Here is an 11,210-nt window from a genome sequence, read left to right on the forward strand (position 1 = left end):
GGCCCGCGTCACGACGCGTCCAGCGCCATGACCGTGCCGCCGATCTTTTCGAGCCGGGCTAGATAGGTTGCCGGGTCAAGAAGCTGATAGGGAAAATAGAGTCCCGCCGGGGTGGCCGGATCGCCGTCGAGCCCGAGCAGCCGTTCGAGAACCAGGGCTACGCCAAGCCCGGTCAGCGGCATCTGTCCGTCCGGATGGACAACCGCATGACGGGTGCGCAACGGTTGGCCCGCGTCATCCTCGCCGGCCAGATCGATGATGATCTCGGTCGACATCGGCTGCCCCCGGCGGCGGGTGGAACTGACCCCGGTGGCGAGATTGAACTGCACGTTCGGCGCGCCGGTCGCGGTCGCCAGGCCAAGCACGTCGTAGGGCGAAAAGGCACAGGCCGCCATCTCGGCGCCGTCGGCGGCGCGGAATGTGGCCTTGGCGTCGTCGCCGGCGCGCCAGACAAAGCGGCCATCGCGGCGCGTCAACGCCGCGGGCATGGCCTGAGTCAGGCTTTCCATATCGGCGATTTGCGCGGGTCCGCCAACATCCTCATCGTCAAGCAGCGCACCGATGGCGATGGCGTGGACGCGGCCGAACCGCCTGGCGCAGTCCAGCGCGGGAATCATCGTGGCGCCGACCAGCCATTCAGTGCCCAGGACGACCGGTGCAGCCGCCGGCTTATGCATATGCATCGCCACTTCGACGCCGATCTCCTCGATGCCCGCCGCGATGCCGATATAGGGCACGCCGCGCGCCTGGGCGAAACGCAGGCTGGCGGCCGTCTCATCCCTGAAGAAGATTGCCACGGCGCCGACCGCCCGGTCGCCAAGCCCGAGATCGTCGGCGGCGAGATCGATGGCCACGCCCTCGGCGTTTCCGAACGCGGCGGCCGCCTGTTCGGCCTTGGCCAAATCGCGGCCGCCGATCAGCAGCGGCAGATCGGGGCTGGCCTCGCGAAGATAACGGACTGCCCAGCTGGCGACGACGCCGGAACCGCCGATCAGGAGGATGGGAGCGCGCAACATTGCGATACCTTTCAATCCTGGGGAAGAGTGCCTATGATTAAATTCTTACCATTAGTAAGTTACTAGTAGTAGGTTTTTCAAGGAGGGGGCTAAAATATGCGGCATCCTTCGAAGCCGGAAACGCCCGGGGCAGCCCCTCGCAGGCTCTCCAAGGCGGATCGACGGCGGCAATTGCTCGATACGGCGCTGGCCATTATCCGCGAGGAAGGCGCCGACCGGCTGACGCTGGGGCATCTGGCCGCGCGCGCCGGCGTCTCCAAGCCCATCGCCTACGAGCATTTCGGCACCCGCTCCGGGCTGCTCGGCGAACTCTACAAATCGCTCGACCGGGACCAGGTGGCGGCCCTGCGCGACGCTTTGAAGAGGGAGCGGCGGACCCTGGCGGAGACGGCCGACATCCTCGCCGCCGCTTATGTTCATTGCTCGGCGGACACGAGCGGCGAATGGTACGCGATAGGGGCGGCGCTGTCGGGCAGCGAGGAGATGGACGCGGTGCGCCAGGAGCTGATCGATGGCTATGTCCAGCTGTTCGTCTCGGTGCTGGAGCCGCACAGCGCGCTGCCGCGCGATGAGCTGTATCGCCGCTGCGTCGGTCTTGTCGGGGCGGGCGAAGCGCTCTCGGTCACGATGATCGACGGCCATTGCAGCGAGCAGCAGGCCGCCGACGCCTTTTCCGCGCTTATCCGGGGCGGGCTTGGCGCGTCTTCGCCATAACGCCGCGCATCTCCGGCGCGCCGCTCAGTCCTTCGCGCGCAGCATCAGCAATCCGCCGGCCAGGACCAGGCCGGCCAGCAGCAGCCAACCGGCGAAGAACGCCCCCGTCAGGTCGATCATCGCGCCGACCAGGACTGGGGCGATCATCGCGCCGGCTGGAACCAGCAGCATGTTGTAGCCGATGGCGGAGGCGGCGCGGCTGGGCTCCACCGATTCCACCGCCATGGCCTGCATCAGGCCGGGATAGCCGCCGATGGTGAAGCCCAGCAGCGCAATCACCACAAGGGCCGGTCCCAGCCCGATGGGCAGCGCCAGCAGCACGAAGCCCAGCGCCGCCAGGCAGCCGATGGCGACCGCCGCCGGCCAGCGCCGGCCGCGCAGATAGCGGTCGCTGGCGCGGCCCCAGCCGATCCGGCCGAAGGCGCTGAACAACTGCATCGCGCCGAAGCCCAGGCTGGCCATCGGCGCGCCGGCCTGCAGCGCCTCGCGCAGGAACAGGGTGACATAGGACCACAGGCCGATCTGGCCGATATTGTAGATGCCGTTGGACAGGCCGATCAAATGCAGCCGGCGGTTACCGAGCAGCGCCCGCGCATCGCCCAGCAGGTTCCGCCGGTCGCCGGCGGCGGTGGGCGAGGCCGGCAGCGGCAGGGCGGTCAGCGCGCCGGCGGCGATCAGCCCAGCCCCCACCTGCATGGTCGCGCGCCAGTCCAGCAGCCCGACAGCCAGCGCGGCCAGGCCGGCGGCCAGCAGCGCGCCGGCCGGCACGCCGGTCTGCTTGATGCCCATGCCCATGCCGCGCCGGGGCAGCGGCATCCAGTCGAACACGCCCTTGCTGGTGGCGGGGTTAAGCAGCGAATAGGCGACGCCCATCAGCGCCAGCGCCAGGCAGGCCTGCCCCAGCCCTTGCGCCAGGCTGAGCAGCGCCAGCGCGGTCGCCCCCAGCACATGCGAGAGCAGCAGCCCGCGCCGCACGCCGATCCGGTCGATCAGGAAGCCGACTGGAATCGCCAACAAGAACTGGCTGGCGTAATAGCAGGAGACCATCAGGCCGAAGCGCGTCTGGTTCAGCGCGAAGGCGTCCTGCAGCGCCGGGGCCAGCACCAGGACCGAGGCGATGCTGAGCGTGCCCAGCGCATGGGCCAGCGTCAGCACGCCGAGGCGCAGGCTCGCCTGCGGATACGCGCCGGCCGCCCCGGTCATGACGGCTTCTCTAGGCGGCGCTGCGGGTGCCGGCGGCGGACCCGCCGGAAATCTTGCCATCGGCGATGTCATGCGCCAGGCGGTTGGGGTCGCGCTCCGATTCCGGGCCGAAGCCGCCGCCGCCGGGCGTGAGGATGCGCAGCAGGTCGCCCTTGGCGAGGGCGATCTCCGACTTGGTGGAGGGCAGGCGGCGTTCATCCTCGGCGCCCGGATTCAGGATGAAGGCCCCCAGGCTGCCCGGATCGCCGCCAGCCATGCCGGCAGCCGGGAATTTCTGCCGCGCGCTGCGGGTGGCGACATTCAAATCCTCGGCCAGGATGCGAAGATCGCGCACCACCCCCAGCCCGCCGCGATATTTGCCGCGCCCGCCAGTGTCCGGCAGCAGCTCGTAGCGCTCGACCCGCACGGGGAACTCGGCCTCCATCGATTCGATGGGCAGGTTGGAGGTGTTGGTGATGTGGAGCTGCACGGCATCCATGCCGTCGGCCGAGACGCGCCCGCCCTGGCCGCCGGAGAAATTCTCGTAATCGATGAAATAGCGGCTGCGCACCGGATCGTAGCCCGACAGGATGATGCCCTGATAGGTGCCCGACGGGGCCAGCGCGCGCTGTGGCGCGGCCTGGCCCAGAGCGGCAATCAGGCAGTCCGCCAGGATCATCGAGGTCAGGCCGCGCGAGCTGACGCCGGCCGGCGCGCGGCAATTGGCGATGGAGCCTTCCGGCGCGATCACCGTCACGCAGCGATACAGCCCTTCATTGATCGGCTGGTTCGGCTCGGTGAACACTTTCAGGCAGTAATAAACGGTGGACAGCGTGTGGGTCCACGGCATGTTCTTGCCGCTGGCGACCTGCTTGCCGCAGCGGCTGAGGTCGATGTGGATGTGGCCGTCCTCGATGGTCACGTCGGCGGCCAGCTTGATCGGATTGTCGGAGATGCCGTCCTCGTCCAGCCAATCCTCGGCGCTGTAGCGCCCAGGCTTCAGATTGGCGCGAATCTGGTGGCGGGTGCGCGCCTCGGCGGCGGCCAGCATCTCGTCGATCCGCTCCAGCATCGCCGCCGTGCCGACCCGGCCGAACAGTTCCTGCACGCGCTGGATGCCGCGGTCGGCGGCGGCCATCTGCGCCAGCAGATCGCCCTCGCCGAAATGCGGGGTGCGGGAATTCAGCAGGAACAGCTCGATAATGTCGTTGCGCCGCTCCCCCGCCCGGTAGATTTGCACCGGCGGAATGCGGATGCCCTCCTGATAGATCGAGTTGGAATCGCCCGCCTCGCTGCCCGGCACGCGGCCGCCGACATCGGAATGATGCGCCACGGCGACGGAAAAGCCGACCGCCTCGCCCTCGACGAAGATCGGCGCGGCCACCGTGCAATCGTTCAGATGGGTGACGCCGACGATATAGGGATCGTTGGCCAGGAAGGCGTCGCCCGGCCGGATGGTCTCCAGCGGAAAGCGCTTCAGGATTTCCGGCACCAGCCGCAGCGTGGCGCCCAGATGCGCCGGGGCGTTGGTGAACAGCGCCAGGGTGCGGCCCTGCATGTCGGTCAGCGCGGTGGAGCAGTCGGCGCGTTCCTTCACGTTCGGCGAGAAGGCGGTGCGCACCAGGGTGGCGTTCATTTCGCGCGTCGTGGCTTCGAGCGCGCTGGCGATGATTTCGACCTGTGCGTAGCGCATCACAGGCTCTCCTCGGATTGGGTGATGATCAGGTTGTTATGGTCGTCGACGCTGGCGGTGAAGCCGGGCGGCAGGATCGTCGTGGTGTCCATCTGCTCGATGATGGCCGGGCCGGCGACGCTGTTGCCCTGGGTGAGCGCGTCGCGCTGCACGACGGGCGTGGAGACGAACCCGCCGCTTTCGGCGAAGAACACCCGGCGATTCGCCTGCTCGGTCAGATTCTCGGCATCGCCTGCCGCACCGCCCAGATTGTCGGGACGCTCGATCGGCACCACGGCGGTCAGGCGCACGGTGACCATCTGCAGCGGTTTGTCGAGGCTGGCATAGCCATATTGCCGCTTGTGCGCGGCATGGAACGCCTGGCGCATATCGGCCCAGGCCTTGGCGTCCGACGGGGGCGCGGCGGAGCGGATATTGATCTCGTAATTCTGCCCGACATAGCGCAGATCGGCGGAATATTCCAGCCGCGCGGCCTGGCGCTTATAGCCCTGCAAAGTCAGCGACCGCTCGGCCGTTTCGTCCAGCTCATCCACCACCCAGCGAAGCTGGTCGAGGAACTTGTCGCTGCGTTCGTCCAGGATCCGGGTGCGGCTGGAATCGACGCGGACATCCTTGGTCAGCACCCCCATCGCGCATAGAACGCCGGGGCTGCCGGGGATCAGGACGCGCCGGATGCCCAGCTCCCGCGCGACGAAGGCGGCATGCAACGGGCCGGCCCCGCCGAACGCCATCAGCATGAAATCCTGCGGGTCCAGCCCGCGTTCGACCGAGACGTAGCGCACCGCCTGGGCGATGTTGTGATTCGACAGCTCCAGGATCGCGGCGGCCGCCTCCTCCACGCTCATCCCCTTCGGTCCAGCGATCTTGTCCTGGATCGCCGCGCGGGCCAGCGCCGGGTCGACCTGCAACCGGCCGCCCAGCAGATGCTGGGGATGCAGCCGGCCGAGCACGATGTTGGCGTCGGTCACGGTCGGGTTCTCGCCGCCCCGGCCGTAGCAGGCCGGTCCCGGCTGCGCGCCGGCGCTTTCCGGGCCGACATGCAGCAGGCCGCCGGCATCGATCCAGGCGATGGAGCTGCCGCCCGCGCCCACCGTATGCACGTCGAGCGCGGTAGCGCGGATCGGCACGCCGTCGATGCTGCGGTTATGCGTCATCTCCGGCTCGCCGCCCCGGATCATGCAGACATCGGTGCTGGTGCCGCCCATGTCGAAGGTGATCAGGTCCGGCGTGTCGATCTGGTCGGCGATGTGGCGCGCCGCGCTGACACCGCCGCTGGGGCCGGAGAACAGCGTGTCGATCGGCCGCTGCGCCGCCAGGCTGGGGGCCATGACGCCGCCGGCCGAATTCATGAACAACGGCTGCTGGCGGATACCCAGGGTCTTCACCTGGTGTTCGAATTCCTGCAGGTAGGTGTCGGTCCCCGGCATCAGGTAGGAATTCACCACGACCGAGCTGAGCCGCTCGAATTCCCGGAATTCCGGGGAGATTTCGTGCGACACGCTGACATAGAGGTCCGGCCAGCCCTGGCGGATCGCCGTCGCGGCGGCGATTTCGTTCTCCGGGTTGGCATAGGCGTTGACGAAGCAGATGGCGATGCTCTTCACCCCCTGGCGCACCAGCTCGGCGGCGGCCTCGCGCACCTCCTCCGTATCGACCGGCCGCAGCACGCTGCCGTCGAAATCGATGCGCTCCGTCACTTCCAGCCGCCGCCGCCGCTCGACCAGCACGGCGGGCTTGGAGGCGAACAGGTCGTAGACATGCGGGCGGGACTGGCGGCCGATCTCCAGCAGGTCGCGGAATCCGCGCGTGGTGATCAGGCCGGTCAGCGCGCCCTTGCGCTCCAACAGCTCGTTGGTCGAGACCGTGGTGCCGAGGCCGAGGAATTCCACGTCGCCTCCCTCGAACCCGGCATTGGCCAATATCTGCCGCACGCCCTCGATCAGGGCCTCGGTCGGCCGGCGGGGGGTGGAGGGCAGCTTGTGCCTGTGCGTCCTGCCCGTCGCATTCTCGACGAGGAAGAGGTCGGTGAATGTGCCTCCGACATCGACACCGATTCTCACTGACATTGCGGACACCGATTAATCCTTTCTTGCACGGCGAAGGTCATACCTGGGACGGCAGCCACAGGACGATTTCCGGGAACAGGTAGATGAGGGCGATCATGACCAGCATGATCAGGAAGTAGGGCAGCACGTAGAGCGACACCTTCTCCAACGGAAGGCCGCTCAAACCCTGGATGATGAACAGATTGATGCCGACCGGCGGGGTGATCTGCGCCATCTCGACAACGACGACGACGAAGATGCCGAACCAGATCAGATCCAGGCCGACCGCCTGGATGGTCGGCAGGATGATCGCCACCGTCAGCACGATGATCGCCACGCCCTCCAGGAAACAGCCCAGGATGGCGTAGAGCACGGTCAGCAGCAGGATCAGCACCGGCGGGGACAGGTTCAGCCCGGTGATCCACGACGCCAGATGGCGCGGCAGGCCGATATAGCCCATCGCCAGCGTCATGAAGGCGCTGCCGGCTAGAATCAGCGCAATCATGGCGAACAAGCGGGTGGCGCCGGCGACCCCTTCGACGAAGTTCTTCCAGTTCAGCGTGCGGTCGGCGGCCGACAGGGCCAGCGAGCCGACGACGCCGATGGCGGCCGCCTCGGTCGGGGTGGCGACGCCGCTATAGATCGTGCCGATGACCAGCAGGATCAGCCCCAGGATGGGCAGCAGATGCCGGCCTTCGTAGAATCGCCACCACAGGCCCTGGCGCAGCTCCAGCGTCGGCACCAGCCGCGCGTTCATCGCCGACCAGCCGGCCGTATACATTATGAACATGGTGGCCAGGATCATGCCGGGCAGGATGCCGGCGACGAACAGCTTGGTCACCGACACATCGGCCGAGACGCCATAGATGATCATGGTGATGGAGGGCGGGATCAGCAGGCCCAGCGTCGCCGGGCCGGCCAGCGAGCCGACAACGATCTTGTCGGGATAGCCGCGCCGCCGCAGCTCCGGGATGGTCAGCTTGCCGATGGTCGCGCAGGTCGCCGCCGAGGAGCCGCAGACCGCCGCGAAGATGGTGCAGCCGACAGTGTTCACATGCAGCAGCCGGCCGGGCATCCAATTCACCCACGGGGTAAGGCCGGAGAACATGCTTTTCGTCACCTTGGTGCGCAGCAATATCTCGCCCATCCAGATGAACAGCGGCAGCGCGGTCAGCGTCCAGCTCGCGGCATGGTCCCAGATGACGATTGCCATCGGGTCGCCGATCGGGCGGGTGGAGAAGAAGAACATGCCGGCGATGGCGACGCCGAGCAGCGACAGGCCGATCCAGATTCCGCCCGCCAGCAGCATCAGCAGGAACAGGATCAGCGATACCGAAACCAGGGCATTTTCCAAGGCGACCTCCTAGTCGACGATGGAGGCGTGCTCGTCCGTCGCCGGCTTGTGGGCGAGGACGGGGGCGATGACGATTTCCGCCAGCGCTATCGCCAGGATCACGCAGCCGGCAGCCATGCCGATCTGCGGAATCCAGAGCGGTGTGGCGTCGGCCCCCTGCGAGACGTCGTTGAACAGCCGTGACTGCCAGGCGAGGCGGATGGAGTACCAGGCCAGGAAGCCGGCGATGGCGCAGCCGATGACGCCGCAGACCCGCTCCCAAGCCAGCCGGCGGGCCGGCGAGAGGTGCTGCAGGAACAGTTCGACCCGGATATGACCACCGCGCCGCAGGGTCGGCGCTAGGGCAAGGAACCCCGACGCCGCCATGCAGTAGCCGGCATAGGCGTCGGTGCCTGGGATATAGACACCGACGGCCCTGCTGACGATGCTGGCCATGACCATCGCGAACACGCCCACGAGGAACAGGCCAGCCAGCGCGGCGCTCACGGCGTAGATGCCGTCAAGCACGCGGCGCATGGCTATTGCTTCGCGTAAGCGTCGAGAATCGCCTTGCCGTCCGGCCCGGCGGTCTTCAGCCATTCCTCGGTCATCTGCTTGCCGATGGCCACCAGCTCGCCCTTAAGCTGGGGGCTGGGCGGCGCGACGGTCATGCCGTTGGCCGCCAGCTCCTTGATGTACCAGGCGTGCTTTTCCTCGCTGATCTTCCAGGCCTTCTTTTCGGCCCGGTCGGCGGCCGCCAGCAGGGCGTCCTGCGTCGGCTTATCCAGCGCGTCGAACGCCGCCTTGTTCATCAGCATCAGGTTTTTCGGCACCCAGGCTTCGGTGTCGTAGACATATTTGAAATGCTCGAACACCTTGGTGTCGTAGCCGGTGCCCGAGGAAGTGATGAAGGCGTGCACCGCGCCGGTCGCCATCGCCTGCGACAGTTCCGAGGACATGATGGTCACCGGCTGCGCGCCGAGCAGTTCGGCCAGGCGCGAGGTCAGCGGGCTATAGGCCCGCCATTTCAGTCCCTTGGCGTCGGCCGCCTTGGTGATCGGGTCCTTGGCGTAGAGCGCCTGGGGCGGCAGCGGCCCGGCATAGACCACCATCGCGCCGGCCTCGGCCATGCGCTTTTGCAGCGCCGGCTTGGAGGCTTGATAGAGCTTCCAGGCATCCTTGTAGCTAGAGGTCAGGAACGGCAGCGAATCGACGCCGAAGATCGGGTCTTCGTTGGAGTAGCTGGACAGCAGGATGTCGCCCATCTGCACCTGGCCGGTCTGCACCGCCCGCTTGATCTGGTTCTGCCGGAACAGCGAGCCGCCCGGATGCACCGTGATGACCAGCTTGCCGCCGGTCGATTCCTTGACGTCGGCGGCGAATTCCTCGGTCACGCCGGTCAGGAAATTGTTGGGTGACAGGCTGTTCGGCAGATCCCACTTGGTCTCGGCCTGGGCCAATGCCGGCATCATCGCGATGCCCAGCAACGCAGCAGCGGTATTTCGAATGAGTCCCATCGCGCATCTCCCCAGATGCATGTTGCAGTGAGCCGGAGCCATCGACTGTGCCTGGCCCCGGCCAGCTCCCTGAACGAACCGTCGCAATTCCCCTGCGCCTGAGCGCTTTTTCATTTTTCGATGGCTTAGCGCAGTCGTTCTGGCGTCAAGCCTAGGAATATTCGGGATTGCTTGTCAAATTTATTGCAAAGATTTTTTGATATACGTAAAAATAATCCCACTATATGGGAACGAAACCCTCTGGGAGGAACGGCTTGGCGGACGATCTGAAGATGGAAACAGCAGGCGGGCGCGGGGAAAGCGGGCGGGGAGAAACCGGCTCCCTGCTGCGCGGGCTGGCGCTGGTCGAGGTGTTGCAGGGCGCCCAGCGCCCCTTGACCGCGACCGAGCTGGCGGAGGCGGTCGGGCAGTCGGTCAGCACCGTGCACCGGCTGCTGCAGACCCTGGTGCAGAGCGAATACGCCTATCGCGATTCCTCGAAGCGCTATCTGGCCAGCCCCAAGACCTATATGCCGCTGAACCTCTATCATCCGCTGAACACGCTGCGGCGCGACGCGCGCGAGCATCTGCGCACCCTGCGCGACCAGTTCCGGCAGACCAGTTCGATCATCCTGTTCCTGGGCGTGCAGCGCCTGGTGGTGGAGATGGCGGTGGAGAACGAATCCCTGTCGCCCTATCACGCCACCCAGCTGAAGAGCCCGCTGCACGGCGCGGCCAGCGGCAAGGTGCTGCTGGCCAGCCTGAGCGCGAAGGCGCGCGCCGATCTGCTCGGCCCCGGGCCTTATCCGGCGGTGGCGCCCAACACCATCACCGACCCCAAGGCGATGGAGGCGGAGATGAAGAAGGTGCAGGCCCAGGGTTACGCCACGGCGGTGGATGAAAACTATCTCGGCCTCACCGCCGTCGCCGCGCCGATCCATGCAGCGCCCAACCATGTCATCGGCTGCTTCGACGTCGCCGGCCTCAGCAAGACCTTCAGCCCGGAGGATGTGGAGGCCGCCGGCACGGTGGTGCGCATGACCGCCGAGCTGTTTTCCATGGGCTCCTCGGCCGTCAAGGCCGTGGCCGCCTTCGCCAATCCTGCCACGGCGGAAATACTGCCGGGCGACTGACCTTACCCGTCACGGTTTCGCGTTCAATATCCCAGGGGGAGCTTCAGGGGAAGCCATGAGCAACAAGCACGCCCGGCCGTTCGAAGGGCCGTTGAAAGGGCTGCGCGTCATCGACGCCGGCCAGATGATCGCAGCGCCCTTATCTTGCACGCTGATGGCCGATTTCGGCGCGGATGTGGTGAAGATCGAGCATCCGACCCAGGGCGACGCCATGCGCGCCCGCCCGCCGGAGAAGGACGGCAAGTCGCTGTGGTGGAAGGTGATCGACCGCAACAAGCGCAACGTCACGCTGAACCTCTCCAAGCCGGAGGGGCAGGCGGTGCTGAAGCGGCTGGCCGCCACCGCCGACATTTTGGTGGAGAATTACCGACCCGGCACCTTCGAGCGCTGGGGGCTGGGCTATGACGAGCTGCGCAAGATCAATCCCGGCCTGGTCTTCGTGCGCGTCTCGGGCTACGGCCAGACCGGCCCCTACGCCACGCGCGGCGGGTACGGCACGGTGGCGGAGGCGTTTTCCGGCGTGCCCTCCTTCACCGGCTTTCCCGATGGGCCGCCGACGCTGACCTCCTCCTTCGCCATGGCCGATTCGGTGGCCGCC

10 protein-coding genes are annotated in these 11,210 nt (G+C 67.0%); 3 read left to right on the forward strand and 7 right to left on the reverse strand.

Features of this window, described 5'->3' with window-relative positions:
• Positions 1–8 precede the first annotated feature (8 nt).
• Positions 9–1,016: a saccharopine dehydrogenase gene (locus tag AUP43_RS11305; protein ID WP_067556778.1), complete on the reverse strand. Its 1,008-nt coding sequence runs from the start codon at positions 1,014–1,016 to the stop codon at positions 9–11.
• Positions 1,017–1,112: 96 nt separating this feature from the next.
• Here AUP43_RS11305 and AUP43_RS11310 point away from each other — a divergent pair, with 96 nt between their 5' ends.
• The gene (locus AUP43_RS11310; protein WP_084462745.1) at positions 1,113–1,730 is read left to right on the forward strand and encodes a TetR/AcrR family transcriptional regulator; all 618 of its coding nucleotides are present in this window, start codon (positions 1,113–1,115) and stop codon (positions 1,728–1,730) included.
• A 24-nt stretch (positions 1,731–1,754) separates the two neighbouring features.
• Here the strand turns inward: AUP43_RS11310 and AUP43_RS11315 are convergent, their stop codons facing one another.
• From AUP43_RS11315 to AUP43_RS11340, 6 genes are read right to left on the reverse strand one after another with little or no spacing between them, the layout of a single operon-like run.
• Positions 1,755–2,933 (reverse strand): MFS transporter, encoded by a 1,179-nt coding sequence (locus AUP43_RS11315; protein ID WP_067556783.1) that lies wholly within the window; start codon positions 2,931–2,933, stop codon positions 1,755–1,757.
• A gap of 10 nt (positions 2,934–2,943) precedes the next feature.
• Positions 2,944–4,605: a hydantoinase B/oxoprolinase family protein gene (locus AUP43_RS11320; RefSeq protein ID WP_067556784.1), complete on the reverse strand. Its 1,662-nt coding sequence runs from the start codon at positions 4,603–4,605 to the stop codon at positions 2,944–2,946.
• Positions 4,605–6,671, reverse strand: a complete 2,067-nt coding sequence (locus AUP43_RS11325) for a hydantoinase/oxoprolinase family protein (RefSeq protein WP_084462747.1) — start codon at positions 6,669–6,671, stop codon at positions 4,605–4,607. Before AUP43_RS11325 ends, AUP43_RS11320 begins: the two co-directional genes overlap by 1 nt.
• Before the next feature lie 37 nt (positions 6,672–6,708).
• Entirely contained in the window at positions 6,709–8,004 is a 1,296-nt protein-coding gene (locus AUP43_RS11330) for a TRAP transporter large permease (protein WP_067556790.1), read from the reverse strand.
• A 9-nt stretch (positions 8,005–8,013) separates the two neighbouring features.
• On the reverse strand, positions 8,014–8,520 hold the full coding sequence (locus AUP43_RS11335; protein WP_067556793.1) for a TRAP transporter small permease: 507 nt from the start codon (positions 8,518–8,520) through the stop codon (positions 8,014–8,016).
• 2 nt (positions 8,521–8,522) lie between these two features.
• The gene (locus AUP43_RS11340; protein ID WP_157089329.1) at positions 8,523–9,500 is read right to left on the reverse strand and encodes a TRAP transporter substrate-binding protein; all 978 of its coding nucleotides are present in this window, start codon (positions 9,498–9,500) and stop codon (positions 8,523–8,525) included.
• 254 nt (positions 9,501–9,754) lie between these two features.
• Here AUP43_RS11340 and AUP43_RS11345 point away from each other — a divergent pair, with 254 nt between their 5' ends.
• Together AUP43_RS11345 and AUP43_RS11350 are read left to right on the forward strand one after the other, a co-directional pair.
• On the forward strand, positions 9,755–10,612 hold the full coding sequence (locus tag AUP43_RS11345; protein ID WP_067556799.1) for an IclR family transcriptional regulator: 858 nt from the start codon (positions 9,755–9,757) through the stop codon (positions 10,610–10,612).
• Between the two features lie 55 nt (positions 10,613–10,667).
• On the forward strand, positions 10,668–11,210 hold a 543-nt coding region (locus AUP43_RS11350), incomplete at its 3' end, for a CaiB/BaiF CoA transferase family protein (RefSeq protein ID WP_198154887.1).

Origin of the sequence: Oceanibaculum pacificum (assembly GCF_001618175.1) — a bacterium.
Lineage (GTDB): Bacteria > Pseudomonadota > Alphaproteobacteria > Oceanibaculales > Oceanibaculaceae > Oceanibaculum > Oceanibaculum pacificum.

Excerpts from the sequence above, each read along its gene's own strand:
- AUP43_RS11305 (WP_067556778.1), bottom strand. The coding sequence starts at position 1,016 with ATGTTGCGCGCTCCCATCCTCCTGATCGGCGGTTCCGGCGTCGTCGCC.
- AUP43_RS11325 (WP_084462747.1), bottom strand. The coding sequence starts at position 6,671 with ATGTCAGTGAGAATCGGTGTCGATGTCGGAGGCACATTCACCGACCTC.
- AUP43_RS11320 (WP_067556784.1), bottom strand. The coding sequence starts at position 4,605 with ATGCGCTACGCACAGGTCGAAATCATCGCCAGCGCGCTCGAAGCCACG.
- AUP43_RS11315 (WP_067556783.1), bottom strand. The coding sequence starts at position 2,933 with ATGACCGGGGCGGCCGGCGCGTATCCGCAGGCGAGCCTGCGCCTCGGC.
- AUP43_RS11310 (WP_084462745.1), top strand. The coding sequence starts at position 1,113 with ATGCGGCATCCTTCGAAGCCGGAAACGCCCGGGGCAGCCCCTCGCAGG.
- AUP43_RS11340 (WP_157089329.1), bottom strand. The coding sequence starts at position 9,500 with ATGGGACTCATTCGAAATACCGCTGCTGCGTTGCTGGGCATCGCGATG.
- AUP43_RS11335 (WP_067556793.1), bottom strand. The coding sequence starts at position 8,520 with ATGCGCCGCGTGCTTGACGGCATCTACGCCGTGAGCGCCGCGCTGGCT.